This window comes from Lentzea sp. NPDC102401, assembly GCF_044765805.1.
In the GTDB taxonomy this organism is placed as follows: Bacteria; Actinomycetota; Actinomycetes; order Mycobacteriales; family Pseudonocardiaceae; genus Lentzea; species Lentzea sokolovensis.
In genome coordinates, this window is record NZ_JBIWKS010000023.1 from 77,007 (window position 1) to 100,792 (window position 23,786).

The window sequence follows — 23,786 nt, forward strand, 5'->3', positions numbered from 1 at the left end:
GTGGTATCAGCAGTTGAATGCTGGTCAACCAATCTAGGTTGATGTATTTTCAGGCAGTGGTCGCAGACCGTCGAACTCCGGACGCACCGCCGTTCCTCCGCCTCGCCGGGGAGCGGCTGCGCTGGGATCTGCTGCGTGAGCTGGCCAGGAGCGACCTGCGGGTCGGTGACCTGATCGCCGCGGTGGGCCAGCCGCAGAGCCTGGTGTCCTACCACCTGCGCAAGCTGCGCTCGGGAGGCCTGGTTTCCAGTCGCCGCAGCTCCGCTGACGGCCGCGACACCTACTACCGCCTCGACCTCGGCCGGTGCGCGGAGCTGCTGGCCGGCACGGGACAGGGCCTGCATCCGGCCTTGGACCTCGTGCCACCGGCATCGCCCGCGGAGGAGTCGATGCGAGGCAGGGTGCTGTTCCTGTGCACCGGCAACAGTTCCCGTTCCCAGATGGCCGAAGCGCTCCTGCGTCATCGCGCGCCGCACGTCGAGGTCATGAGCGCGGGCAGTCACCCGAAACCGTTGCATCCCAACGCGTTCGCGGTCATGCGCGAACGCGGCATCGACCTGTCAGGGCACCGCAGCAAGCATCTCGACGAGTTCGCCGGGCAGCACTTCGACCACGTCATCAGCCTCTGCGACAAGGTCCGGGAGGTGTGCCCGGAGTTCCCCGGCCTCGTGCACTGGAGCATGCCCGACCCGTCCGCCGCGGGTGGCACGGCCGAGGCCAGCTACCCCGCCTTCAGGCGTGCGGCCGACGAGCTGTCGGCCCGAATCGGATTCCTGCTGCAGAACCTGGCCCACCCTCGCCCACAGGAGACGCGATCATGACCGAGGACCTCGCGCACGTGCGCTACCTGGTCGACGACGTCCAGGCCGCAGTCGACTTCTATACCGCCCATCTCGGGTTCACGCTGCGCTCGTCGGCGGCTCCGGCCTTCGCCGACGTCGTTCGGGGACCTCTGCGGCTGCTGTTGTCCGGCCCGGCGAGCTCCGGCGGACGTCCCATGCCGGACGGTGAGGTTCCCGAGGCAGGCGGCTGGAACCGGATTCATCTCGTCGTCGACGACCTGGACGCCGAGATCGCCCGGCTGCGTCAGGCCGGGGTCCGCTTCCGCAACGACGTCGTCGCCGGGCCCGGCGGCCGGCAGATCCTCCTGATCGACCCCGCCGGTAACTTCGTCGAGCTGTTCGAGCCGCGCCGATGACATCACCCACGCCACAGCTGGCACGGCGACTGGGCACCAGGGACGCGGTGATCATCGGCCTCGGCTCGATGATCGGCGCCGGCGTGTTCGCCGCCTTCGGCCCCGCCGCGCGAGCCGCCGGAACCGGGTTGCTGATCGGCCTGGTGCTCGCGGCGGTCATCGCCTACTGCAACGCCACCGCGTCCGCGCAGCTCGCCGCGACCTACCCGACGTCCGGCGGCACCTACGTCTACGGCCGCGAACAGCTCGGCCACTGGTGGGGGTTCACGGCTGGCTGGGGCTTCGTCGTCGGCAAGACCGCGTCCTGCGCCGCGATGGCGCTCACGTTCGCCACCTACGCCGTCCCCGGCCCCTGGTGGGCGCAACGGCTCGTCGCCGTCGCGGGCGTGATCGGACTCGCCGCCCTCAACTACCGCGGCGTCACGAGAACCGCCGCCCTCACCCGCGTCCTCGTCACGGCCACGCTGATCGCCCTCGCGACCATCGTCGTCGGCATCGCGGCAGGCGGTGCGGCGAGTGCCGACAACCTCGGGGGCTGGCACGCGCTGGGGACCGGCGGGATCTACGGCACGCTGCAGGCCGCCGGGCTGCTGTTCTTCGCCTTCGCGGGCTTCGCCCGCATCGCCACCATGGGAGAAGAGGTCCGCGATCCGCAGCGCACCATCCCCCGTGCCATCCCGATCGCCCTGGGCATCACCGTGGTCGTCTACGTCCTCGTGGGGTCCGCCGCACTGCTCGCCGCGGGCCCCGACCGGCTCGCCGCCGCCGCAGCGCCTCTGACCGAGGCCGTCACCGCCGCCGGTTCACCCGGCCTGGCCCCGGTCGTGCGCATCGGCGGCGCGCTGGCCAGCCTCGGTGCACTTCTGGCGCTCATCGCCGGCGTCGGCCGGACCACCCTCGCCATGGCCCGCAACCACGACCTGCCCCACTGGCTGGCCGCCGTCCATCCCCGTCACCAGGTGCCACACCACGCCGAGATCGCGCTCGCCGTCGTCGTCAGCGTTCTCGTGCTCACCACCGACCTTCGATCCGTGATCGGGTTCTCGTCGTTCGGCGTGCTGATCTACTACCTGATCGCCAACCTCTCCGCCGCACGCCAAGGGGCCGAGCACCGCCGCTGGCCCCGCGCGCTCAACATCGTCGGCGCCGCCGGGTGCGTCACGCTCGTCGCGACTTTGCCCCTGCCCTCGGTGCTCACCGGCCTGGTGATGTTCGCCGTCGGCCTTCTGGGACGTCTGGTCGTGCTGCGGGCGCGTTGACGAACTTCAGACCTCCAGCGCCCACCGCACGTACCGCATCGTCGCCGTGAACCCGGCCTTCTCGAAGATGCCGGACGCCCTGGACGAGTTCGCCGAGTCCACGCTCAGCAGCGCGCGGTCATAGCCCTGATCGACGGCCAGGTGAAAGCCTCACGGCATGGATGCTCGCGCCATCGCCACGTCGGCCCTCGGCCGCGACCCTGGCCCGCTCACACCGGTGAGCAGCCGCTCGCACCATGTGCACGTGGGTGCTGACGTCGTGGTGAAGCTCATCGCCGCGGACGACCACTCACGGCTGGACCGGGAGATCGCACTCGCGCCGCACCTGCCGCCAGGCCTCACAGCTCCGCTGCTGGCGAGCGGGCAGCGGCACGACGTCCGCTACGCCGTCTACACCCGCGTTCCCGGCACCGCGCCGGGCATGGACCTCCCCGGCACCGGCGAACGGGCCGCGCTCGATCTGGCCGCGCAAGCGATCGAACGACTCGACGCCTTACATGCCTGGACGCCCCCGGAACCAGCCAAGCGGATCCTGGCCGAGGTCCTGGACCACGGCGGCTTCACCGGCAGGGACGCACTCGTCGCCCAAACGAAGAAGCTCAAGGGCGTTGTCCCGCCGAACGTGCTCGACGGCCTCAAAGCGATCGCGTCACGCGCGCCAGAGCACGCCCATAACACCGTCCCGGTCCACGCGGACTGCCACTGGGACAACTGGCTCGCGAACGGCACCGAGCTGACCGCACTGCTGGACTTCGAATGGGCCCGCTTCGGCGACCCGCTCGACGACTGGTTCTTCCTGGCCAGGTTCAGCGGCCCGCACATGCACGCCGTTCTCGAAACCATCGCCGACGCGACCGAGATCCCCCTGGACGACCTGCGCGTGGAGTGCGAGGTGCGCGAGGCGTCGCACCTGATAGCAGACCTGCCCTTCGACCAAGCGAGGGTTCTGGAGCTCCTGGAACAACTCGTGGCCGGCATCTGGTGGCCGCAGTAACTTCGGGCGGGTGCCCAACATCCTCGCGATCGGCTTCGATCCCCACACCATCCCCGGCTTCGACCCCGCGCCCGTCGCCGCCGGCATCAAGCAGGGCAGCAAGGCGTTCGCCGAACTCGGACTCACCGAGGACCTCTTCCTCATCGACTTCGAGGAACTGGACGGCCGCGCCCAGGCCAAGCTCGTCGAGAAACTCGAAAGCAGGCAGTACGACGCCGTCCTGATCGGCGGCGGCATCCGCAAGGGATCGGGTCTGCTGGAGCTCTTCCAGACCGTGGTCAACCTCGTGCACTGGCATCAGCCGGACGCCGCGATCGCCTTCAACGAGAGCCCCAGCGACAGCCCGGACTGGGTGCTCAAGGCGCTGGAGCAGAAGCGGAAGAGTTAACCCACAACATCGGGTGAACCGAGAACGCGGCCTCTCCGTACCCCTCTTCAGAACGAGAAAAACGCTGTCCAGCGATCAAGTCCCCGCAGGTCAGCACCGCACACCCCGATAAGACCACGAAGCGTAACCGCATCACTCGATCGCGTGGTCGTGGACGTAACCCATAACGAGAGCCGGGCTAGCAGCGAACTAACAGACAGCTCCGCCAGTTCGTCAGGAGGCAACGATGAACTTACGCAGGACTCACAAGGCTCGTTGACTGTCTGTCAGCAACGGATAGCCCAACCCATCGGAAACGTGACGAGAGTCACCCATCGGGCGCTCAAGCTTGCCTGCGCTCGTGACGCGAGGTTACGTTCTCGCCCGCCGATAACGGTTTGGTCACCGGCAGGACACAGGAACCACAGCACCAAGGGTCCAAAGTCCCCCGGAAACCCCCGCCCGGGTTTGCCGGAGACCAAGCTCCCCGACGCAGGAGGCTCCCCCTTGGCCCGGCACAGCAAAGCCGATGGCCGAACCGTGTACACGGTCGTGCCCATGCAAGAAGTCAAACCCGGCGCTCACCGCGTCGAGGACGACAAGGTTCCGCTCGCTCACCGGGTGAGCGCGATCCTCGTCGCAGCGGGTGTCGCCGCCGGCACCGCAGCCATCGCCAACGCCGCCACCAGCGGCACCTCGACGGAACTCGCCGCGGGCGCGGCCGAGCTGGGCGCTCTCCCCGACCAGCAGGCCAAGACGATCCAGACGGTGCACGACGTCAACCCCGGCAACCAGGTCGGACGCCTTCTGCAGTTCCAGCAGATGTACGCGCAGCAGACCTTCGAGCAGGCCACCAAGGCCGCCGCGGACGCGCACGCCCAGCGTGAGGCCGCCGCCAAGGCCGAGGCCGAGCGTCAGATCGAGATGCGCAAGCCCGCCAAGCAGCGCGAGGTCGAGGGCTGGATCAAGGACGCCATCAAGGTCCTGCAGGCCAACGGCACCAACATCGACAACAGCAGCGTCGACGAGATCTACACGATCATCATCAAGGAGTCGAACGGCAATCCCAACGCCGTGAACAACTGGGACTCCAACGCGATGCGCGGTACGCCCTCCAAGGGCCTCATGCAGTGCATCGACCCGACGTTCAACGCCTACAAGCTGGCCGGCTACGACAACATCCTCGCGCCGGTCGACAACATCATCGCGGGCGTTCGCTACACCTACGCGCGCTACGGCGGCTTCCACAACCACCCCGGTCTGGTCAGCATGGGCCTCGGTGGCGGGTACCGGGGGTACTAAAGAGGCCAAAATCGCCGTGTCGGGGGTGCGCAAGACCTATCGGCGGACGATGCTGTCAAACAGGTTCACCCACAAGCATGGCGGCCCTAGCGGGCACACGCCCGGTAGTGCTCCCATCGAACGCGATCCCCGAACGCAGGGAGTGGCCGATGAACGAGCAACAGGCACGCGACGACGAGCTGGAGAAGATCCGCTCGGAGGCGACGAGTTGGCTGGCCAAGATGGCCAAAGCCCAGCATCGTCCCAACGTCGAGCAACGCAGGCCTGAGCACGACGCCATGACACCCGCGAAGAAGTAGGCAAAGAAGACAGCGGAGCGCCTCGGCTACGGCCGGGGCGCTTCTGCTTTGAAGGCCGACCACAGCAGGTTCAGCGGATGGTCCGCCGGATGCTTCGCCAGTTCGTCCGTTCGGGCGAAAACGCCCACAAGCCGCTCCATTGAGTCATCTGCGAGCTCGACGACCCGGAGGCCGCCTCCCTCACGGAGCTCGTTGTTCGACGCCACCACGCCCAAACCAGACGTCACGATCATGGCTCCCTGGACGAGGTTCGAGCGCAGCAGCGAGATGCCGTACTGGATCTCGTCGATCTCGGCCGCGATGTCGAGCCCCTGGCGGTAGTCCGGCCCGAACCAGCCCCGCAGGAACTCCGCGATCAGCCCCGCCCCCGGCACGACCAACGGGACCGACCTCAGCTGAGGTACCCGCACGCGGTCGCCGACAACCGTCTCCGGCAGGTTCGTCAGCAACGCGAGCCCGCCGCGCCGCCACTCGATCACGTCGAACTCCGGCCGTTCCCAGCCCGCGCCGGCCCGCGTCACGACGCTGCCGCAGACGACATCGACCTCGCGCGTCTCCAGCTTCGTCCAGATGTCCTTGGTGCGGATGTGCACGACCTTGAGGTCCACGTCGCGTTCGCGGAACTCGTCCGACACGTGGTGCCACGCCTTCGCGAGCGTGTCCAGCATGTATCGCGTCGTGCCCACGGTGACGGTCGTGCCGAGCTTGCGGCGGCACTCGTGAATTCCGTCGAGCCACTCCGCGAGCGTCTCTCTCGCCAATTCGACGAGCGACTCACCAGTCGGTGTGAACAGCACGTCCTTTCCGCGTCCCTGCTTCACCACGAGCGCTTCGCCGCACAGTTCCAGGAAGTTCCTGTTCAACGTGTCGAGCTGCTTCTGCACACTCGACTGCTCTCGTCCCAACGCCCTGGCGGCGCGTAGGGCCGAACGGGTCTCGTGCACGGTCAGCAGGGTCCTGAGCTGGTCCATCGTGGTATCCAGTAGAGCACCGGGCATGTTCAGCAAACGGTGCAGCGAGGTGCTGGTGGGAAGCACCAACTGGGACGAGCCGGACATGGGACCCTCTCTGATGTTCTGCCGATCAGTTGAACTGAACTTGACCGCATTTCGCCGACAAATTATCTGCAGATCCTGTCGGCAAATCCCTGGACACTTATAGCGCGGGTGTACAAAACTATCTGCGGCGACCACGCGTGGGAGCCGATTCCGGGGGGAATCATTGGGGGGTGGGGGTCCGCCAGCGCAAGCCGGTGGGCCCCCAAGTATTACCCTCAGCCGTTGTGACGGCTTCCGCTCGCCTGGACTGGGGCACCACCTACCAGGTCACCGTGCTCGAACTCGGACTCGCCTGCTGCGGAGTCGAAGTGATGGCAGCTCTCGACCGCCTTCCCGACCTCGGCGTCACGCCGGTCGACGGCGCGGGCGAGGCGCACGTTCTCGTTGTCTCCGGCACCGTCACGGACGTCATGTTGCCTGCTGTCCTCCGCAGTTTCGAGGCCATGCCCGAACCCCGTTACGTGATCTCCGTGGGCGCCTGCAGCAACACCGGCGGCCCGTACTGGGATTCCTACAGCGTCACCAAGGGGATCGACCAGGCCCTGCCCGTCCACGTCGCCGTTCCCGGCTGCCCGCCGCGGCCCGAAGCGCTGCTCGAAGGCCTCAAGGCGCTGCATGGACTGGTGAACGCGTGACCACCCCGAAGACCGCGTTCGGACAGACCGTCCACCACGTGGAGCTCGCCGACTGGCTCACCACGGCTGCCGACCACCACGCCCAGGGCTTCGTGATGTTCGACTGGCTCGGCGTCGAGGACGCGGGCCGGCCGGGCGCCGCAGGTCAGCGCCACGCGGTGTTCCTGCACGTCATCAACCCTCAGACGCGCGAGGGTGTGATGCTGCGGACCGAGATCGCGGAGACCGACGCACTGCCGGGCATCGCCCACCTCTGGAAGGGCGCGCGCTGGCACGAACGCGAGGCTGCGGAGATGTTCGGCATCACCGTCGACGGCGAGCCCGACCACCTGTTGCTGCCCGAGAGCTTCGAGGGCCACCCGCTGCGCAAGGACTTCGTGCTGGCCTCCCGCGTCGTGCGTCCGTGGCCGGGCGCCCTCGAACCCGGTGAGGACAACACGAGCGCCCCGAGCCGCCGCCGCACCGCACCACCTGGCGTTCCGGACCCGTCCTGGGGGCCGCGCCGCGAAGAGGAGAGCACGTCGTGACGAACCTTCCGCCGCGTACGAGGGGCGTCATCGCGCTGTTGGAGGCCAACTGCACGGTCTGCATGATCTGCGCGCGCGAGTGTCCCGACTGGTGCATCCACATCACGTCGCACACCGAGGTCGAGGAGCAGCCCGGCAGCGCCCGCCCGCGCAGCCGCAACGTGCTCGACCGGTTCGCGATCGACTACGGCCAGTGTCTGTACTGCGGCATCTGCGTCGAGGTCTGCCCGTTCGACGCCCTGCACTGGGCGCCGGAGTTCGGCTATCCGGGCACGGGTTCGATCGACGGCGAGGGCGCCGTGGCAGAGCTCGTCCACGAACGGGACGTGCTGTCCACATGGGTCGAGAAGGTGCCGCCACCGCCCCAGCTCGACCCGGCCGCGGAGGCCGCACCCGAAACGGCGACAGGAACTGGACGCAGGCCCGGTTCGTTGAGGGGTAGGACGTAAAACCCGGAGGCGAAAACCGTGCACAAGCACTTCAACGGGTTGAAGACGGCCGTGCTGCTCGGCGGGATGAGCGCGCTGATCGTGCTGATCAGCAGCCTGTTCGGCCGGACCGCACTGGTCATCGGCCTGCTGTTGGCCTTGGGCGTGAACGCCTACGCGTACTTCAACTCGGACAAGCTCGCGCTGCGCGCGATGCGGGCGGTACCTGTGTCGCAGGTGGAGCAACCAGCGCTCTACGCGATCGTGCGTGAGCTGTCGCAGAAGGCGCGCCAGCCCATGCCCAGGCTCTTCCTGAGCCCGACCGTCGCACCGAACGCGTTCGCGACCGGCCGCAACCCGCGCAACGCCGCCGTGTGCTGCACCACGGGCATCCTGGACCTGCTCGACGAACGCGAACTGCGCGCCGTGCTCGGCCACGAGCTCGCGCACGTCTACAACCGCGACATCCTGATCAGCTGCGTGGCCGGCGCGCTGGCCGGCGTGATCACGATGCTCGCGAACCTGGCCCTGTTCGCCGGGATCTTCGGCGGCGGTGACGGCGACGACGACGGACCGGGCCCGCTCGGCCTGCTGCTGATCGCGCTGCTCGGCCCGATCGCGGCCACCGTCGTGCGCCTGGCCGTGAGTCGCTCACGCGAGTTCCAGGCCGACCAGGCGGGCTCGGAACTCACCGGCGACCCGCTGTCGCTCGCGAACGCGTTGCGCAAGATCGAGCTGGGGACGCGGGCGGCGCCGCTCGCACCGGAGCCGGAGGTGGTGTCGCAGAGCCACCTGATGATCGCGAACCCGTTCCGCTCGGGGGACCAGTTCTCGAAGTGGTTCTCGACCCACCCGCCGATCGCCGACCGCATCCGCAGGCTCGAAGAGATGGCCCGGCGCTAACGCCCTGCCGTCGCCACGGCCATGAGGTACTCGCCGTACCCGGACTTGCCGAGCTTCTCGCCGAGCGCGTAGCACTCGTCGGCGGAGATGAAGCCCATGCGCAGCGCGATCTCCTCTGGACACGCGATGCGCACGCCGGTCCGGTGCTCCAGCACCTGCACGAACTGCCCGGCTTCGAGCAGCGAGTCGTGCGTGCCGGTGTCGAGCCACGCGAACCCGCGGCTCAGGTCCACGAGCTGCGCCCGGCCCTCGTTCAGGTACGCGAGGTTGACGTCGGTGATCTCCAGCTCGCCACGCGGCGACGGCTTGAGGTTCCGCGCGATGTCCACCACGCCGTTGTCGTAGAAGTAGAGCCCGGTGATCGCCCGGTTCGACTTCGGCTTGGCGGGCTTCTCCTCGATGGACAACAACCTGCCCGTCGCGTCGACCTCACCCACGCCGTACCGCTCGGGATCCTTCACCTGGTACCCGAACAACACGCATCCGTCCAAAGAGGACGCGTGCTGCTGCAGCGTGGTGGAGAAACCCTGGCCGTAGAAGATGTTGTCACCCAGCACCAGCGCCACGTCGTCGTCACCGACGAAGTCGGCACCGATGATGAACGCCTCCGCGAGCCCGTTCGGCGCGGCCTGCTCCGCGTAGGAGAAGCTCATGCCCCACTGGGAACCGTCGCCGAGCAGCCGCCGGAACTGCGGCAGGTCGGTGGGCGTGCTGATGATCAGCACCTCCCGGATGCCGGCCAGCATGAGCACCGACAGCGGGTAGTAGATCATCGGCTTGTCGTACACCGGCAGCAACTGCTTGGAGACGGCCTGCGTGATCGGGTGCAGGCGCGTCCCACTGCCACCGGCGAGGACGATGCCCTTCACCGGTAGTTGGTGAACTGGATGGCGATGCCGAAGTCAGAGCCCTTCAGCAGTGCGATGACGTCCTGCAGGTGGTCCTTCTTCTTGCCGGACACCCGCAACTGGTCGCCCTGGATCTGCGCCTGAACGCCCTTGGGCGCCTCGTCGCGGATCTTCTTGGCGATCTCCTTGGCCTTCTCGGACGTGATGCCCTGCACGAGGTTTCCCGTGACCTTGAACACCTTGCCGGACACCGCGGGCTCACCGATCTCGAACGCCTTCATCGAGATGTTGCGCTTCACCAGCTTCTCCTGGAAGACGTCGATCGCCGCCTTGCAGCGCTCCTCGGTCTCGGAGGTGAAGGTGATCGCCTCCTCGCCGGCCCAGGCCACTGTGGTGTTGGTCCCGCGGAAGTCGAAGCGCGTGCTCAGCTCCTTGGAGGCCTGGTTGAGCGCGTTGTCGACCTCCTGCCGGTCCACCTTGCTCACCACGTCGAACGACGGGTCCGCCACGACTTCACTCCTCAACGATCTCGGGGTTCACAGCTAGCGTCGATGCTACTGGGGTACCCCGATTTGGGGCCTCCCGAAGGGGTTATGTATTGTTCTGCCCGCACCGTTACGGCGGTGTGGGGCGGGTTGCCCGAGCGGCCAATGGGAGCGGACTGTAAATCCGTCGCGAAAGCTACAGAGGTTCGAATCCTCTACCCGCCACAGCAGTGCTGAAGGCCCTGTGACCAGGAAGTTCTGGTCACAGGGCCTTCGTCGTGCTGTCCGGCTGCGTACGGCTCGATCCGGTTTCCCACTGGTGTCCGTACCGAATACGTGCCGAAGTTCGGCACGGCCCATTGGCGACGCGTACGAGCACACCTGCTCGGTGTCCTGCTTGTTCTCGCTTGGGCGCAGTTGGCCATTGACCTGACGTCATGCCATTGACCGCCTTCAGGTGACGCGGAAGACCGGCCAGCCGATCTCGGTGCGCCACGCGGCGGGATCGCTCGAGTCACGAGGGCCGACGACGTAGACCTCCCGCACCGGCCCGGCAACCGACATCGCGTTCTCCACCACCCATGTCCCGAGTGCGCCGTAGGTGACCTCGACGCCGTCGTGCTCGCCGACGTGGGTGGTGACGGCCAGTTCCGCGGCCGGAAGAGTTGCGGGGTGCACGCGTCCGGTGTGAGGTGGCGCATCGGTCGGCAGGTAGACGAGCGCGTGACCGCGCTCCTGTTCGAAGAGGGCGTTGTCGTAGCTGCCGCCCGGCGGTCCGGTCGCGGCGGTGCCGACGGCCGCCTCCAACTCGGCCATCGCGCCTGCGTACCAGGTCGTGACGTCGCGATGCCCGACCACGGCCTCCACCGCCGCGACCGTCCGGGCGGGCTCCGCCCGCAGTTCGACGTCGATCGGCGCGGGGTCGGGCCGGAGCAGGCGCCGCAGCGACACGACTGCGGCCCTGGTGCGGTCGAGCACGTCCTCAAGGCGTTGCAGGTGGTCCGCGACCAGGGCCGCCCGGACACCGGGGTCGGGAGTCCGCAGGATTCGCTGCACGTCGCTCAGGGGGACGTCGAGTTCGCGGAGCCGGTGGATGACCTGCGCGGTCGGGATCTGGTCGACGCCGTAGTAGCGGTAACCGGTGCTCTCGTCCACCACGGCGGGTTCCAGCAGGGCCGCCTCGTGATACCGACGAAGGGTCCGCACGCTCAAGTGGGTCAGCCGCGAGAACTCCCCGATGGTCAGCACCCCCACATTCTGGACTCTCTCCCAGGGGGAGAGTCCACGGCTTGACCCTCCCGCGCCGCGAGGTCGCACGGTGGGCTCATGACACAGCACACCGATCTTCCGTCCGATCTGCTCCCGACCACCGTGCGCGATTTCTTCGCCGCCCACGTCGTCCACGACGCCGACACCGCCTCGTCGTTCCTCACCGAGGACGCGGTGGTCGTCGACCAGGGCGAGACGTTCCGCGGCCGAGAGGAGGTCCACGCGTTCCTGCGGGACGCCGGGTCCGCGTTCGAGTACACGACCGAACAGATCGGTGCTCGCCGCGTCGATGACGCCCACTGGGTGGTGACCGTGCGGCTCGAGGGCACCTTCCCGGGTGGCGTCGCCGAACTCGACTACCGGTTCGCGTTGCGGGACGACCTCGTCGCCGAACTCGTCATCGCCAACCACACGGCCTGACCGAACCCGTGTCACGTCGATCCTCAGTGGAGAGAGAAATGTCTGGTTCGGATCGCGATCGTCTCGACGGTCGCCGGGCGCTGGTCACGGGTGGTTCGAAGGGCTCGGGCAAGGCCGTCGCGGAGAGGCTGCGAGAGATGGGTGCCGACGTGTACGTGACGGCGCGAACGATGCCCGACGGGTACGAGCACCCCGACCGATTCATCGAAGCGGACGTGATGACCGTCGAAGGCACGACCGCGGTGGCCGCTCGAATCGCTGAGGCCGGCGGCGCACTCGACATCCTGGTGCACGTCGTCGGAGGCGCGTCGACGCCGGCCGGTGGATTCGCGGTCATCACCGATGACCAGTGGCTCACCGAGCTGAACCTCAACCTCCTGGGAGCGGTGCGGCTCGATCGGGCTCTTCTCCCGGCGATGATCGAGTCCGGGGCGGGCGTGGTGCTGCACTTCACCTCGATCCAGCGTGAACTGCCCCAGTACGACGCGTCCCTGGCGTACGCGGCAGCGAAGGCCGCACTGCGCACGTACAGCAAAGGGCTTGCCAACGAGCTCGCGCCGCGCGGCGTGCGGGTCAACGCGATCAGCCCCGGCGGGATCGAGACCGAAGCCTACGAACGATTCGTGGACCGGATCGCCGAGGGCAACGGGATCACCCGCGAAGCGGCCAAGCAGACCATCTACGACTCCCTCGGAGGAGTACCGCTGGGACGATTCGCGAACACCGAGGAAATCGCGGACCTGGTCGGGTTTCTGGTCTCGGACCGCGCCTCGGCGATCGTGGGTGCCGAGTACGTGATCGACGGCGGGACCGTTCCGACCGTCTGAGCCGGAACCCTGTTCCGCCCTCTGACATTCATCGATGACCTGCGGCAGGCAGACGTCCCGTCTCCTGCCGCAAGGAGAACCCATGACCACGCAAGTCACGGACCGGCCCTCCGCCCAGCCGGTCGGACCACCCCCGCCCTTCGATCCGGAGCTCGCTCCCGTCGTCGAGATGCTGACCGGCCTGCGGCCCCCTGACGCGTACCGTCCGGACAACATCGTCGAGATGCGCAAGCCCGTTCCCGGGGTGGAGACCCCGACCGACGAGATCCTCTCGCGCGGTGGCGCCTACAGCGTGCAGGAACGGGTGGTGCCGGGGCCGTCTGGGGAACCGGACATCTCGCTGCTGATCTGCCTCCCGAAGCACGCGGCGACCCCGACGCCGGCGATCTACCACGTCCACGGTGGCGGCATGATCGTCGGAGACAACCGGTTCGGCCTGGTCGAGATGGTGAACCTGGCCGAACCGATGGGCATGGCCGTGGTCTCGGTCGAGTACCGGCTCGCACCCGAGACACCCCACCCCGGTCCCGTCGAGGACTGCTACGCGGGCCTGGTGTGGATGTCGGATCACGCCCACGAGCTCAACATCGACCCCGGGCGCATCGTCATCGGCGGTGCGAGCGCCGGCGGCGGTCTCGCGGCAGGTGTCACGCTGATGGCACGCGACCGCAACGGCCCGGCCGTCCTGGCCCAACTGCTCCTGTCGCCGATGCTGGACGACCGCAACGAGTCGCCCTCTGCTCGGCAGATGCGCGGCCTCGGCATCTGGGACAGCTCCTCGAACGAGACCGGGTGGAACGCGCTTCTCGGCGACGGCGTGCGCGGAGGACCGGACGTGTCTCCGTACGCTGCGCCTTCCCGCGCCGCGGACCTCTCCGGACTGCCGCCCGCGTTCGTCGACGTCGGATCGGCCGAAACGTTCCGGGACGAGGACGTCGCCCACGCGAGCCGCCTGTGGCAGGCGGGCTGCGACGTCGAACTGCACGTCTGGCCCGGCGGGTTCCACGGGTTCGACGTCGTGGTTCCCCATGCCGTGCTCTCGCAGGACGCCGTCGCGGCTCGATCGGCATGGCTGCGCCGTCAGCTGGGGCGTGTTTCCCGGTGAGGCGTTGAGAGGGTCGAATCCTCTGCCCGCCACGCACGACTGATGGGCCTCTGACCGGACTGGTCAGGGGCCCGTTGTCGTATCGTCGTGTCGGACCGAGGGGGATCTCAGTGCGTACGCAGATGGCTACCGAAGCCGGCAGGACAACGGCACCGAGCGAGGACCGCGCGCTCGTCGGCCCGAACCTGGTCGCCGTGCTCGACGGTGTGACGGCGAAGCCCGAGACGGGTTGCGAGCACGGGGTCGGCTGGTTCGCCGACCAGTTGTCCGCGGAGATCCTGCGCTTCGCCCACCTCGAACCGGCCGCGGCGCTGAAGGAAGCGATCGCGCAGGCCGCTGAGCTGCACTCCGGTACGTGCGACCTCGATCATCCCGACTCGCCGAGTGTGGCGATCGCGATGGTGCAGACCAAGGGTGACGTGCTGCGGTACCTGGTTCTTGGGGACGCCACGGTCGTGGTCGACACCAAGGGCGAGTTGCTCGTGGTGAGCGATACGCAGACGCAGCGCACGGCTGGTGCGAAGGCCGTGGACGTCGAGCACGCGCTCACGGGCGAGGTGCCGTTGGCCGACGTGCGGCGCGTTGCGATCCTCTCTGACGGTGCCGCGCGTGCGGTCGACCTGTTCAACCTCTTCGATTGGCGTCAGGCGCTCGAACTGATGGCCGCGAACGGGCCGGACGACCTCATTCGGAAAATGCGCGCGGTCGAAAAGGAAGACGCCAAGGCCGTCGATTGGCCGCGCAAGAAGATTTCCGACGACGCGACTGTCGTCTATCTCGATCGGTGACGGACGCCTGCCGCTCAATGTCTGGGTGCCGGCTCCACGCCTCGGCGGCGTGCGATCGCCTGCATGTTCTGCTCTCCCCAGTCACCCAACGCGTGCAGCGCCTCGTTGAGGCGCACGCCCAGCGGAGTCAGTGAGTACTCGACGCGTGGCGGCACCTCGTGGAACACCTCGCGGTGCACGATCTCGTCCGCTTCCATCTCGCGCAGCACCTGGATGAGCATCTTCTCGCTGATGCCGGACACGGAGCGGCGCAGTTCGCCCGTGCGCACGGGGCCGTGGTGCAGCGCCCAGAGGATCAGCGCTTTCCAGCGGCCGCCGATCACGTCGATCGCCGCGTCGAGGCCGCACGCGTACTGCCGTGGCTTCATCCAGGATCCTTACCGAAAAGTGGGTACCTGACAAAATAGTAGGTACTTGTCGTCTGGTCAGTGCTGGAACGAGCATTCACGGCATGGGGATCAAGAAGACCGTGAGCGTGCTCGGCCTGGGCAGGATGGGCTGCGCGCTGGCGAAGGCTCTCGTCGACGAGGGCTACGAAGTGACCGTGTGGAACAGGTCCGAGGCCAAGCCGACGCCGGCAGGCGCCAAGAGAGTCGCGACAACAGAAGAAGCGTTCCGGAGCGACGTCGTCGTCACCTGTCTGTCCACTTACGACGTTCAGCGACCGTTGCTCACCAACGAGATCAAGACGCTCGTCAACCTGACGTCCGGTACGCCGGAGCAGGCTCGTGCCACCGCGCGGTGGGCGGAGGCCAACGGGGTCGAGTACGTCGACGGCGTGATCATGGCCGTGCCGCAGCAGATCGGTACGGAACAGGCGCGGATCCTGTTCAGCGGCAACGAGAACCACCATGTGTTGCAGGTCTTCGGCGAACCCGTCCACCTCGGCGAGGACGCCGGACTGGCCGCGCTGTACGACCTGGCGTTGCTCGGCGTCATGTGGTCGGTGTTCGGCGGCTACCTCCAGGCCCTCGCGCTGGTCGGCACCGCGGGCATCGCACCGGAGAAGTTCACGCCGCTCGCCACGGACTGGCTCGCCACCGTGACCACGTTCCTCCCCGAGATGGGTGCGGTGACGCAGAGCGGGAACTACGAGACCGACGTGTCCGCGCTGGACATCAACGTGTCGGGGCTGCGGCTGCTCACCGAGGCCAACCGCGAGCAAGGCCTCGACACCACGATTCCGCAGGCCCTGCACGACCTGTTCGAACGCGCCCAGAGCAACGGCCACGGCGCACACAGCATCGCGAGCGTCATCGAGGAGATCCGGAAGTGAAGTACCTGGGCAAGAAGGCCGTCGTCACGGGCGGCACGCACGGCATGGGGCGTGCGACGGTCGAGATGCTGATCGAGAACGGCGTCGAGGTCGTGCTGACCGGCCGCACGACCGACAAGGCAGAGGACCTGAAGGCCCACGCCATCGCGTCCGACGCGGCGGACCTCAACGACATCGCCGCGCTCAGAACTGAAGTCGCGCAACGACTTCAGGACATCGACCTGCTGTTCGTCAACGTCGGGTTCTCCACTCTCACGCCGTTCGCCGAGGCCACCGAGGCCGACTACGACCGCACGTTCGACGTGAACACCAAGGGCGCGTTCTTCACCGCCCAGCACCTGGCGCCGCTGATCAGGGACGGTGGCTCGATCGTCTTCACGACGAGCGTCGCCACTGTTCTGGGGTCGCCGGGCCTGAGCGTCTACGCCGGCGCGAAGGCGGCGGTGCGGGCGTTCGCGCGTGGGCTCGCGGCGGAGCTGGCGCCGAGGAACGTCCGGGTCAACGTGGTCAGCCCTGGGTTCATCGACACCCCGTCGATGGGCGTCACGGGCGTGCCGGACGAGATCCTCCGGCAGTTCAAGGAGGAGGGCGACCGCATCACGCCGCTCAAGCGTCACGGCTCGATGGACGAGGTGGCGAGTGCCGTGTTGTTCCTGGCGTTCGAGGCCACGTTCACGACGGGGACGGAGCTCGCGGTCGACGGCGGCCTGGGCCAGGGGATCAGCGCCTAGAAGAAATCTTCGGAGAACCTGTCACACCTTCGTCACTCGCCGGGTCGACCGAGAAGCAGACGACGAAGGAGAACGAAGATGAGGATCGCCAACCCGATCTTGTCCGTGCCCGGCGCGATGAAGGCGTTGCTGGACCTGTCGGAGGCCGCGGCGAAGACGGGCCTGGACGAGGACTACGTCGAGTTGATCTGCCTGCGGGTCAGCATCATGAACGGCTGCGGCATGTGCATCGACTACCACACCAAGCTGCTGCGCCAGGCGAACGTGGCGGACGAGAAGGTCTACGCCGTCGCGGGGTGGCGGGACGTGCCCTACTACAGCGACGCCGAGAAGGCCGGGTTCGCGCTCGCCGAGCAGATCACCCACGTGCACGTGAGCGACGACGTGTGGAACGAGGCCGCGAAGCACTACAGCGAGGAGGAGCTCGCGGGTCTCGTGATCGCCATCGGCGCGATCAACCTGTGGAACCGCATGAACGTTGCCACGCAGCAGAAGGTGGCCTGAAAAAGGTGAAGCCGGCGCGCAAGAGCTTCCTCTCTCTTGCGTGCCGGCTTCAGCGCGGAGCATACCCCATATCGAACAGATGTTCGATCACTGGGCGATCAACGCGCTGATCAGATCGCGGCGAGTGCCGCCCGGCCGTCGTCGGTCAGTTCCGCGCAGACGCGAAGGCCGAAGCTCGTTGGCTGCGAAGGGCGCAGCAGTCCCGCGTGCACGAGGTCGTGCGTCGCCATCTGGTCGCAGCAGGGCAGTCCGTCGACGTACAGATCGGGCTCGACCCCGCCTGTGACCTCGGCGCGTCCCGCGGCGACAGCCCGCAGCATCGCTCTCGCTCTTCCGCTGAGTTCCATCTCGACCCCCCAGGAGTGTTCGAATCCGTTGTCCCCTTTGTCGATATGGAGGCCGGATCCGTTCCACAAGTACGGGTTCGTTTGGCTTCTTCGCTTGTGTGAACGGGTAGATCATGTCCCACTAGGCCGATCGGGTTGCGAAGACACGCCGGAAGAAGAGCGCAACGCGGGACGGCGCGCCCAGGTCGTCCAGGCCGGCCGATAGCCGTTCGAGTACCAGAACGGCGTCGAGCGCGGGTTCGGCAGAGCGTGGTGGAGCAGCGTCGACGCCACGCCGGCGTCGTCCAGAACGGCGTGCGCGTGCGCCGCGAGAGCGCTGCCCGCCCCGCTGCCCCGCACGTCCGGCCGGACGCCGAGATGTCCGAGGTACGCGAACGGGCGCGCCGTGGCGAACCGGTTCATCCACCCCGCCTCCTGCGGCATGTCGACGTAGATCATGCCGACGGGCGTGTCGTCCAGGACGGCGAGCCACATCGCCTCGTGGTCTCGACCGAGCACCTCGGCCAGCGCGGTCCGCATGTGCTTCGCGGTGTTGGGGCGTTCGGTGACCAGACCGAACGCCGCGTCGTACCGGACGGTGTGCATGTTCAGTTCGACGGCGACGTCCAGGTCGGCGGAGGTCGCGGGGCGGATGCGCACGCCGGAGGGACGCGCTGCGGGGGCACGTCCAGCGCGGCGTTCGGCGATCACCGTGAGCGGCGCGAAGCCGTGGTGGATCAGCGGGAGCGCGCCGGCTGTCTCGTGGCTGGGCAGCGTCACGACAGCCACGGTGTCCGGGTCGTCCAGGCCGGTGAGGCGGGTTTCCCACTCGTCGAGCAACGTCGGCAGGTCGCAGCCGGGCTGCCAGGTCAGGCTGTGCGTGCGCAACGCACCCCAGGTCGGGAGCAGCGAGTCGGGATCTGCTTCGCGGTAGGAGAAAGTCTCGGTCACTCCTCATCTGAGCATGGCAGGGTCGGCGGCGTGGAGATTTACGTCGTGGACTCGTTCACCAGCAAGCCGTTCGCGGGCAACCCCGCCGCGGTCGTGCTCCTCACCGAACCGCGCGACGACGCCTGGATGCAGCAGGTCGCCGCCGAGATGAAGCACGCCGAGACGGCCTTCGTCACCCCGGACAACCACCTCCGCTGGTTCACGCCCGAGGTCGAGGTGGACCTCTGCGGGCACGCCACCCTCGCCACCGCGCACGTCCTGGGCGGCGAGCAGGCGTTCACCACGCGTAGTGGGGTGCTCACATGCACAAATGACGACGGGTGGGTCCGGATGGACTTCCCCGCGGACCCTCCAGAGTTGACTGACCCGCCAATCGGTCTAGCGGAAGCGCTGCCACATGCGACGATCAAGTCCGTGTCGCGCGGGCGCTTCGACTACCTGATCGAGTTGGGGAGCGCCGCGGAAGTCCGCTCCGTGCGACCTGATGTCCAAGGACTGGCACAAATCCCGTCACGCGGAGTAATCGTGACGGCCGCCGGCGACGGCGACGCGGACATCGTCAGCCGGTGCTTCTATCCGGCCGCCGGCGTCCCGGAGGACTCCGTCACCGGATCGGCCCACTGCACCCTTGCGTCCTATTGGGTGCCTCGGCTCAAGCGGGCTGACCTGCTGGCGGAGCAGGCGTCACCGCGCGGAGGGTTCGTCAGGACGACCCTCGCGCAAGATCGCGTACTGCTCTCGGGGCAGGCCGTGACGGTGCTCCGGGGACACCTCGTCGAGTAGCCACGTCTGGGTGAATCGATGTCACTAGACGTGCTCGACCTGCCATTTCGTCCCCCGAGCGGGGTACATTGGTGCCCCTGGAGGGGTCCTGATCGCGAAGTGCGGGACCCCTCAGTCACGCCTAGAGGTTCCCCCACCCAGGCCGACGAGGAGGCTGGATGTCCGACCGAGCGTCGGCCCCCGTGTCGGACTCGGCCGCCTGGTCGGCCAAGTCGACCAACCGCGCGTTCAGCGCGTTCGCCGTCACCCTCCTGGTGGCCGGCATCGCCTGCGCGGCCATGGTCGCGGTCTGGCTCCCGGAGAAGGAGACTCCCTCCCTCTTCTGGATCGGCCCTCTACTCGTCGTCGGCTTTCTGCTGGCGGAACAGCTCGCGATCAACGTCGACGTCCGCAGCGGCGTCGCGTGGACGATCTCCTTCACCGAGATCCCGCTGGTGCTGGGCCTGCTGGTGGCGCCGTTCGAGATCGTGCTCGCCGCGCACGTGGTCGCGGGCGTGGGCACGTTGCTCGGCAGGCGGATCCTGGACAGGGCCGTCTACAACGCGGGCCTCATGTTCATGGAGATCTCCGTGGCGTTCGCCGCCGCCGAGGCCGTGAACCGGATGATCGGCGCCGGTGGTCCGTTCTGGGCGGGCGCGTTCGTCGGAACCATCACCGTGCCGCTCCTAGCGAGCGTGCTGGGCCTCTGCGCGTTGCGCCTCATGGGCAAGTCGATGCGCGTCAGCAACAGCCTCCGTCTCGTGTTGCAGACGCTGGTCGTGGCGCTGCTGAACACCTCGATCGGCCTCGTCGGCTACCAGATCGTCGCCACCACCGACTGGGGCGGCGTCCTGATCATCCTGGTGCTCGCGGGCATCGTGGCCACCTACCTCGCCTACTCCGGACTGCTGCGCGAACAGCGCGACCTGGAGGCGTTGAGCGAGGTCAGCCTTCGTGTCGCGAGGTCGGGACAGCACGGCACCGGTCCGCGCCAGCCCGACGACGACCTCACCACGGGCGTCGAAGAGGACGAGTGGCAGCTCATCGCGGAACGCATCCGCGAGCAGCTCAACGCCAACAGGGTCGTGCTGCGCCTGCGCACCGACCCGCAGGAAGCCATGATCACCCTCGTCGCCGGGGAACCGCTGCCCGACGAGATGACCGCGACCGACCCGCGTGCCGTTCGCGAGGACCCGGTTCTGCAACTGCCGGGCACGCACGTCCGCTACTACCGCGTGGCCGACGCGACCGAGGACGTCACGGAGGCCCTGCTGCGCCGTGACGCGCAAGAAGCGCTGGTCGTCCCGTTGCGCGGCGCGACCCAGCTCCTCGGTGCCGTCGAGGCGCACGACCGGCTGTCCCGCTGGCGTGGTTTCGGCAAGGCCGACATCCAGCTGCTCAGGACCCTGGCCTCGCACCTCGCGACGGCCGTCGACAACCGGCGTCTGCTGGCCCGCCTGCGCCACGACGCCTACCACGACCCGCTGACGGGTCTGCTGAACCGGCCCGGCTTCCGCGAGGCGTGCGCAGAGCCGTTGCGCGAGTCCCAGAGCGGTGTGGTGCTGCGCATCGACCTCGACATCCTGTCGACCGTCTCCGACGCGCTGGGTCAGGCCTGGGGCAACCGGATGGTCGTCGCCGCCGGACGCCGGCTGCGGGACGCCCTCGGCGCCGACGTGCCGCTGGCTCGACTGGAGGGTGGCGCGTTCGCCGCGTACCTCGACGACGAGCGTGCGGCCACCGCCCACGAGACCGCGGAACGGTTGCGTGCGGGGCTTTCCGTGCCGTACCCGGTCGACCGGCTGACGGTCGAGGCCTCCGCGGTCGTGGGTTACGCGTCCAAGGCGGACTCCGAGACCGAGGACCCGGACCCCGACGCGTTGCTGCAGCGGGCGGACGTCGCCGTGCGCGCGACGTCCGAGGGCACGCCGGTGAAGGCCTACGCGCCGTCGATGGGCCACCTGTTCCTGCGCCGCTTCCAGCTCGTGACGCAGTTCCGCCAGGCCGTCGAGACCGGCCAGATCTCGGTGCACTACCAGCCGAAGGTCGCCCTGCCATCACGACAGGTCGTGGGCGCCGAAGCGTTGGTGCGCTGGACACATCCGGAGTTCGGCCGCGTCGACCCGGACGAGTTCGTGCCCGCCGTCGAGGCCACCGGTCTCGTCGACGTGCTGACGGACTTCGTGATGGATCGCGCTCTCGAACGCGTGCGCCGCTGGCTCGACCGAGGCCTGCGGATGTCCATCGCGGTCAACCTGTCGGTGCGCACTCTGGGCGACGAGGAGTTCCCGAACCGCGTCGAGGCCGCCCTGGAGCGCCACGACGTGCCGTCGGGCCTGTTGACCTTCGAACTCACCGAGTCCGGCGTCATGGCCGATCCTGAGCGCGCTCTGCCGGTGTTGCGGCGCCTGCACGCGATAGGCGTCGTGCTGGCGGTCGACGACTTCGGCACGGGCTACTCGTCGCTCGCGTACCTGCGCCAGCTGCCGGTCGACGAGGTGAAGATCGACAAGTCGTTCGTGCTCGGGATGGGCACGGATCTCGGTGACATGGCCGTGGTCCGGTCGATCGTGGAGCTCGGGCACTCGCTCGGTCTCGTGGTCGTCGCCGAGGGCGTCGAGGACGACGCCGCGCGGGATCAGTTGGTGGGCATGGGTTGCGACGTGGCCCAGGGCTACCTGATCTCCAGGCCGCTGTCCGAAGATCGCTTCGAGGCCTGGCTGCGCGCCCGAACGGTGCAGGTCAGGGGTGCTCGCGATGAGACGGTGCTCACGCTGGTGCACTAAAGGCACCCCCGGATTTCGTTCTCGCTGGACCGATGTTGTAGAGTTCTCCTCGCTCGGCAAGAACGAAAGAGCAAGCCCCTTTAGCTCAGTCGGCAGAGCGTCTCCATGGTAAGGAGAAGGTCTACGGTTCGATTCCGTAAAGGGGCTCCACTACTGGCCGCAGTGCTGTGCGCTGCGGCTTGTGGTTGTGTTAAAGCGGTGTAGCTCAGTTGGTAGAGCAAGCGGCTCATAATCGCTGTGTCGCCGGTTCAAGTCCGGCCACCGCTACGCGAGTGGGCGTGGTCTGTCGGCGGAAAGCGCCGACCGTCCTCGCTCCGCATGATTTTGGGGGTCCAACCCCCACACCCCCGGGCAGCAACCTCGTTGCCCGCCCCCGCCGGGCGGTAAGCCCGTACCGGTCGCCTCTTCCGAGGTCGGGGTACGTGTGCTCTCAGGAAGGCAAGGACCGTGGCTGCAACCGACGTACGCCCGAAGATCACCCTCGCGTGCGAGGAGTGCAAGCACCGGAACTACATCACCAGGAAGAACCGTCGCAACGACCCGGACCGCCTGGAGATCAAGAAGTTCTGCCCGAACTGCAAGACGCACCGCTCGCACAAGGAAACCCGCTGAGCGCGTAGCCACTCTTCGACGAGGCCCGTCCCACATCCGTGGGGCGGGCCTCGTCGCATATAGGCTCACTCGGTGCCTCTCGACCCCGTTTTCATCGGACGTAGTTATCCGCCGTCGCAGCCGTACGACGTGAGCCGCGAGAAGATCCGCGAGTTCGCCGAGGCGATCGGCGCGACCAGCCCGGCGTACCTCGACGCGGAAGCCGCGAAGGCGTTGGGGCACAAGGACGTCATCGCGCCGCCGACGTTCGCGATCGTCGTGTCGATGAAGACGAACGAGACCGTCATGTTCGACCCGGAGCTGAAGCTCGACTACAGCCGCGTCGTGCACGGCGACCAGAACTTCACGCACCACCGCGCCATCACCGCGGGCGACCAGCTCGTCAGCACGGCGCACATCGACGCCATCACGTCCCGCATGGGCAACGACATGGTGACCGTGCGGACCGAGATCACCACGGTGGACGGCGAGCCCGTCACCACCGCCAAGTCGATGCTCGTCGTGAGGGGAGAAGACGCGTGACCGTCGAAGTCGGAACGGAACTGCCGGCGCTGTCCGTGCGCCTCAAGCGCGACGACCTGGTCCGCTACGCGGGCGCCTCGCTGGACTTCAACCCCATCCACTGGAACGAGAAGACCGCGAAGGACGTCGGCCTGCCGGACGTGATCGCGCACGGCATGCTGACCATGGCCGTCGCCTCGCGGATCGTCGCGGAGTGGATCGGCGACCCCGGTGCGATCGTCGAGTACGGCTGCCGGTTCGGCAGGCCGGTCGTGGTGCCCAACGACGACGAAGGCGCGCTGGTCGAGGTCACCGCGAAGGTCACCAAGGACTTCGAAGATGGAACTGTGAAGGTCAACATCACCGCTGCTTTCGAGGGCAAGTCGGTGTTGACAGGCGCTTTCGCCCGCGTGCGCGTCGCTTGATCTTGTGATCAAGAACACCACCGGGCGATCCGGTCCGGTGGTGTTTGCGGTGCTCAAGGGAGATTCGGGCCGGGTGGGCACCTCGGTTGCCCGACCCTGATTCGTCTTCTCCACCGGCGTGTGGGTAGGCTGTGCGACAGGCCGCTCGGCAAGTGCTTGAGCGGTCTGGTTGGAATGGACGGGACAGGCTCCCGTACACT

At 67.8% G+C, this 23,786-nt stretch carries 29 protein-coding genes, 3 tRNA genes and 1 pseudogene; 26 read left to right on the plus strand and 7 right to left on the minus strand.

The window, feature by feature from the left end:
* The first annotated feature begins 56 nt into the window (after positions 1-56).
* From ACIRG5_RS46245 to ACIRG5_RS46275, 7 genes and pseudogenes are all read left to right on the plus strand, one after another.
* A complete protein-coding gene (locus ACIRG5_RS46245) occupies positions 57-821 on the plus strand; it encodes an ArsR family transcriptional regulator (protein WP_402917508.1) in 765 nt (254 codons plus the stop codon).
* On the plus strand, positions 818-1,198 hold the full coding sequence (locus tag ACIRG5_RS46250) for a VOC family protein (protein WP_402917511.1): 381 nt from the start codon (positions 818-820) through the stop codon (positions 1,196-1,198). The genes ACIRG5_RS46245 and ACIRG5_RS46250 overlap by 4 nt, the downstream gene beginning before the upstream one ends.
* Positions 1,195-2,457, plus strand: coding sequence for an APC family permease (locus tag ACIRG5_RS46255; RefSeq protein ID WP_402917514.1), 1,263 nt, complete (start codon positions 1,195-1,197; stop codon positions 2,455-2,457). The genes ACIRG5_RS46250 and ACIRG5_RS46255 overlap by 4 nt, the downstream gene beginning before the upstream one ends.
* Before the next feature lie 157 nt (positions 2,458-2,614).
* A complete protein-coding gene (locus ACIRG5_RS46260) occupies positions 2,615-3,451 on the plus strand; it encodes a phosphotransferase family protein (RefSeq protein WP_402917517.1) in 837 nt (278 codons plus the stop codon).
* Positions 3,452-3,461: 10 nt separating this feature from the next.
* Entirely contained in the window at positions 3,462-3,839 is a 378-nt protein-coding gene (locus ACIRG5_RS46265; RefSeq protein WP_402917520.1) for a hypothetical protein, read from the plus strand.
* 930 nt (positions 3,840-4,769) lie between these two features.
* Positions 4,770-5,120 (plus strand): annotated as a pseudogene (locus tag ACIRG5_RS46270) (transglycosylase SLT domain-containing protein); the annotation flags it as partial.
* A 149-nt stretch (positions 5,121-5,269) separates the two neighbouring features.
* Complete coding sequence (locus tag ACIRG5_RS46275; protein ID WP_157512956.1) at positions 5,270-5,419, plus strand: hypothetical protein; 150 nt, start codon at positions 5,270-5,272, stop codon at positions 5,417-5,419.
* 26 nt (positions 5,420-5,445) lie between these two features.
* Here ACIRG5_RS46275 and ACIRG5_RS46280 read toward each other — a convergent pair whose 3' ends face one another.
* Positions 5,446-6,477, minus strand: coding sequence for a LysR family transcriptional regulator (locus tag ACIRG5_RS46280; RefSeq protein ID WP_319976871.1), 1,032 nt, complete (start codon positions 6,475-6,477; stop codon positions 5,446-5,448).
* Positions 6,478-6,701: 224 nt separating this feature from the next.
* Between ACIRG5_RS46280 and ACIRG5_RS46285 the strand changes: the two genes are divergently transcribed.
* From ACIRG5_RS46285 to htpX, 4 genes are read left to right on the plus strand one after another with little or no spacing between them, the layout of a single operon-like run.
* Positions 6,702-7,112 (plus strand): NADH-quinone oxidoreductase subunit B, encoded by a 411-nt coding sequence (locus tag ACIRG5_RS46285; protein WP_089915455.1) that lies wholly within the window; start codon positions 6,702-6,704, stop codon positions 7,110-7,112.
* On the plus strand, positions 7,109-7,639 hold the full coding sequence (locus tag ACIRG5_RS46290; protein ID WP_402917525.1) for an NADH-quinone oxidoreductase subunit C: 531 nt from the start codon (positions 7,109-7,111) through the stop codon (positions 7,637-7,639). Before ACIRG5_RS46285 ends, ACIRG5_RS46290 begins: the two co-directional genes overlap by 4 nt.
* On the plus strand, positions 7,636-8,088 hold the full coding sequence (locus ACIRG5_RS46295) for a 4Fe-4S binding protein (protein ID WP_093606362.1): 453 nt from the start codon (positions 7,636-7,638) through the stop codon (positions 8,086-8,088). The genes ACIRG5_RS46290 and ACIRG5_RS46295 overlap by 4 nt, the downstream gene beginning before the upstream one ends.
* An 18-nt stretch (positions 8,089-8,106) precedes the next feature.
* Entirely contained in the window at positions 8,107-8,970 is an 864-nt protein-coding gene (gene htpX / locus ACIRG5_RS46300) for a zinc metalloprotease HtpX (protein WP_402917528.1), read from the plus strand.
* On the opposite strand, the gene rfbA is transcribed toward htpX, so the two are convergent.
* Together rfbA and ACIRG5_RS46310 are read right to left on the minus strand one after the other, a co-directional pair.
* A complete protein-coding gene (rfbA, locus tag ACIRG5_RS46305) occupies positions 8,967-9,839 on the minus strand; it encodes a glucose-1-phosphate thymidylyltransferase RfbA (protein WP_402917531.1) in 873 nt (290 codons plus the stop codon). The genes htpX and rfbA overlap by 4 nt on opposite strands.
* Positions 9,836-10,327 carry a YajQ family cyclic di-GMP-binding protein gene (locus tag ACIRG5_RS46310; protein WP_319976876.1) on the minus strand — a complete coding sequence of 164 codons (492 nt, stop codon included), beginning with the start codon at positions 10,325-10,327 and terminating at the stop codon, positions 9,836-9,838. Before ACIRG5_RS46310 ends, rfbA begins: the two co-directional genes overlap by 4 nt.
* Before the next feature lie 120 nt (positions 10,328-10,447).
* Between ACIRG5_RS46310 and ACIRG5_RS46315 the strand changes: the two genes are divergently transcribed.
* Positions 10,448-10,528: transfer RNA gene (locus ACIRG5_RS46315), tRNA-Tyr, on the plus strand.
* A gap of 228 nt (positions 10,529-10,756) precedes the next feature.
* On the opposite strand, the gene ACIRG5_RS46320 is transcribed toward ACIRG5_RS46315, so the two are convergent.
* Positions 10,757-11,551, minus strand: coding sequence for a MerR family transcriptional regulator (locus ACIRG5_RS46320; RefSeq protein WP_402917534.1), 795 nt, complete (start codon positions 11,549-11,551; stop codon positions 10,757-10,759).
* 78 nt (positions 11,552-11,629) lie between these two features.
* On the opposite strand from ACIRG5_RS46320, the gene ACIRG5_RS46325 reads away from it, so the two are divergent.
* The 4 genes from ACIRG5_RS46325 (at position 11,630) to ACIRG5_RS46340 (ending at position 14,712) form a co-directional block, all read left to right on the plus strand.
* Positions 11,630-11,992, plus strand: a complete 363-nt coding sequence (locus tag ACIRG5_RS46325) for a nuclear transport factor 2 family protein (protein WP_402917537.1) — start codon at positions 11,630-11,632, stop codon at positions 11,990-11,992.
* A 38-nt stretch (positions 11,993-12,030) separates the two neighbouring features.
* Complete coding sequence (locus tag ACIRG5_RS46330; protein WP_402917540.1) at positions 12,031-12,819, plus strand: SDR family oxidoreductase; 789 nt, start codon at positions 12,031-12,033, stop codon at positions 12,817-12,819.
* A gap of 82 nt (positions 12,820-12,901) precedes the next feature.
* Positions 12,902-13,924 carry an alpha/beta hydrolase gene (locus ACIRG5_RS46335; protein ID WP_402917543.1) on the plus strand — a complete coding sequence of 341 codons (1,023 nt, stop codon included), beginning with the start codon at positions 12,902-12,904 and terminating at the stop codon, positions 13,922-13,924.
* Positions 13,925-14,046: 122 nt separating this feature from the next.
* Positions 14,047-14,712 (plus strand): protein phosphatase 2C domain-containing protein, encoded by a 666-nt coding sequence (locus ACIRG5_RS46340; RefSeq protein ID WP_402917546.1) that lies wholly within the window; start codon positions 14,047-14,049, stop codon positions 14,710-14,712.
* Positions 14,713-14,726: 14 nt separating this feature from the next.
* On the opposite strand, the gene ACIRG5_RS46345 is transcribed toward ACIRG5_RS46340, so the two are convergent.
* Positions 14,727-15,080 (minus strand): winged helix-turn-helix transcriptional regulator, encoded by a 354-nt coding sequence (locus ACIRG5_RS46345; protein WP_402917549.1) that lies wholly within the window; start codon positions 15,078-15,080, stop codon positions 14,727-14,729.
* Between the two features lie 83 nt (positions 15,081-15,163).
* On the opposite strand from ACIRG5_RS46345, the gene ACIRG5_RS46350 reads away from it, so the two are divergent.
* The 3 genes from ACIRG5_RS46350 to ACIRG5_RS46360 all read left to right on the plus strand — a co-directional run bounded on the left by ACIRG5_RS46350 (position 15,164) and on the right by ACIRG5_RS46360 (position 17,223).
* Positions 15,164-15,988 (plus strand): NAD(P)-dependent oxidoreductase, encoded by an 825-nt coding sequence (locus ACIRG5_RS46350; RefSeq protein WP_402917552.1) that lies wholly within the window; start codon positions 15,164-15,166, stop codon positions 15,986-15,988.
* The gene (locus ACIRG5_RS46355; protein WP_402917555.1) at positions 15,985-16,719 is read left to right on the plus strand and encodes an SDR family NAD(P)-dependent oxidoreductase; all 735 of its coding nucleotides are present in this window, start codon (positions 15,985-15,987) and stop codon (positions 16,717-16,719) included. The genes ACIRG5_RS46350 and ACIRG5_RS46355 overlap by 4 nt, the downstream gene beginning before the upstream one ends.
* A gap of 78 nt (positions 16,720-16,797) precedes the next feature.
* On the plus strand, positions 16,798-17,223 hold the full coding sequence (locus tag ACIRG5_RS46360) for a carboxymuconolactone decarboxylase family protein (RefSeq protein ID WP_402917558.1): 426 nt from the start codon (positions 16,798-16,800) through the stop codon (positions 17,221-17,223).
* 110 nt (positions 17,224-17,333) lie between these two features.
* Here ACIRG5_RS46360 and ACIRG5_RS46365 read toward each other — a convergent pair whose 3' ends face one another.
* Complete coding sequence (locus ACIRG5_RS46365) at positions 17,334-17,543, minus strand: hypothetical protein (RefSeq protein ID WP_319976883.1); 210 nt, start codon at positions 17,541-17,543, stop codon at positions 17,334-17,336.
* 138 nt (positions 17,544-17,681) lie between these two features.
* Positions 17,682-18,500, minus strand: a complete 819-nt coding sequence (locus ACIRG5_RS46370) for a GNAT family N-acetyltransferase (protein ID WP_402917562.1) — start codon at positions 18,498-18,500, stop codon at positions 17,682-17,684.
* 30 nt (positions 18,501-18,530) lie between these two features.
* Here ACIRG5_RS46370 and ACIRG5_RS46375 point away from each other — a divergent pair, with 30 nt between their 5' ends.
* From ACIRG5_RS46375 to ACIRG5_RS46405, 7 genes are all read left to right on the plus strand, one after another.
* Positions 18,531-19,283 carry a PhzF family phenazine biosynthesis protein gene (locus ACIRG5_RS46375; RefSeq protein ID WP_402917565.1) on the plus strand — a complete coding sequence of 251 codons (753 nt, stop codon included), beginning with the start codon at positions 18,531-18,533 and terminating at the stop codon, positions 19,281-19,283.
* A gap of 158 nt (positions 19,284-19,441) precedes the next feature.
* On the plus strand, positions 19,442-22,048 hold the full coding sequence (locus ACIRG5_RS46380; protein ID WP_402917568.1) for a putative bifunctional diguanylate cyclase/phosphodiesterase: 2,607 nt from the start codon (positions 19,442-19,444) through the stop codon (positions 22,046-22,048).
* A gap of 74 nt (positions 22,049-22,122) precedes the next feature.
* Positions 22,123-22,198 (plus strand) — tRNA-Thr (locus ACIRG5_RS46385).
* Positions 22,199-22,242: 44 nt separating this feature from the next.
* Positions 22,243-22,315: transfer RNA gene (locus ACIRG5_RS46390), tRNA-Met, on the plus strand.
* Positions 22,316-22,495: 180 nt separating this feature from the next.
* Entirely contained in the window at positions 22,496-22,660 is a 165-nt protein-coding gene (gene rpmG / locus ACIRG5_RS46395) for a 50S ribosomal protein L33 (RefSeq protein WP_319976887.1), read from the plus strand.
* A gap of 72 nt (positions 22,661-22,732) precedes the next feature.
* Positions 22,733-23,182 (plus strand): MaoC family dehydratase N-terminal domain-containing protein, encoded by a 450-nt coding sequence (locus tag ACIRG5_RS46400; RefSeq protein ID WP_402917571.1) that lies wholly within the window; start codon positions 22,733-22,735, stop codon positions 23,180-23,182.
* On the plus strand, positions 23,179-23,586 hold the full coding sequence (locus ACIRG5_RS46405) for a MaoC/PaaZ C-terminal domain-containing protein (RefSeq protein ID WP_319976889.1): 408 nt from the start codon (positions 23,179-23,181) through the stop codon (positions 23,584-23,586). The genes ACIRG5_RS46400 and ACIRG5_RS46405 overlap by 4 nt, the downstream gene beginning before the upstream one ends.
* The last annotated feature ends 200 nt before the right edge of the window (positions 23,587-23,786 follow it).

What these genes read in the sequence shown, in the direction of transcription:
- ACIRG5_RS46380 (WP_402917568.1), top strand. Translation starts at nt 19,442, where the DNA reads ATGTCCGACCGAGCGTCGGCCCCCGTGTCGGACTCGGCCGCCTGGTCG.
- ACIRG5_RS46360 (WP_402917558.1), top strand. Translation starts at nt 16,798, where the DNA reads ATGAGGATCGCCAACCCGATCTTGTCCGTGCCCGGCGCGATGAAGGCG.
- ACIRG5_RS46350 (WP_402917552.1), top strand. Translation starts at nt 15,164, where the DNA reads ATGGGGATCAAGAAGACCGTGAGCGTGCTCGGCCTGGGCAGGATGGGC.
- ACIRG5_RS46280 (WP_319976871.1), bottom strand. Translation starts at nt 6,477, where the DNA reads ATGTCCGGCTCGTCCCAGTTGGTGCTTCCCACCAGCACCTCGCTGCAC.
- ACIRG5_RS46345 (WP_402917549.1), bottom strand. Translation starts at nt 15,080, where the DNA reads ATGAAGCCACGGCAGTACGCGTGCGGCCTCGACGCGGCGATCGACGTG.
- ACIRG5_RS46365 (WP_319976883.1), bottom strand. Translation starts at nt 17,543, where the DNA reads ATGCTGCGGGCTGTCGCCGCGGGACGCGCCGAGGTCACAGGCGGGGTC.
- ACIRG5_RS46250 (WP_402917511.1), top strand. Translation starts at nt 818, where the DNA reads ATGACCGAGGACCTCGCGCACGTGCGCTACCTGGTCGACGACGTCCAG.
- ACIRG5_RS46325 (WP_402917537.1), top strand. Translation starts at nt 11,630, where the DNA reads ATGACACAGCACACCGATCTTCCGTCCGATCTGCTCCCGACCACCGTG.
- ACIRG5_RS46340 (WP_402917546.1), top strand. Translation starts at nt 14,047, where the DNA reads ATGGCTACCGAAGCCGGCAGGACAACGGCACCGAGCGAGGACCGCGCG.
- ACIRG5_RS46330 (WP_402917540.1), top strand. Translation starts at nt 12,031, where the DNA reads ATGTCTGGTTCGGATCGCGATCGTCTCGACGGTCGCCGGGCGCTGGTC.
- ACIRG5_RS46275 (WP_157512956.1), top strand. Translation starts at nt 5,270, where the DNA reads ATGAACGAGCAACAGGCACGCGACGACGAGCTGGAGAAGATCCGCTCG.
- ACIRG5_RS46335 (WP_402917543.1), top strand. Translation starts at nt 12,902, where the DNA reads ATGACCACGCAAGTCACGGACCGGCCCTCCGCCCAGCCGGTCGGACCA.
- ACIRG5_RS46260 (WP_402917517.1), top strand. Translation starts at nt 2,615, where the DNA reads ATGGATGCTCGCGCCATCGCCACGTCGGCCCTCGGCCGCGACCCTGGC.
- ACIRG5_RS46255 (WP_402917514.1), top strand. Translation starts at nt 1,195, where the DNA reads ATGACATCACCCACGCCACAGCTGGCACGGCGACTGGGCACCAGGGAC.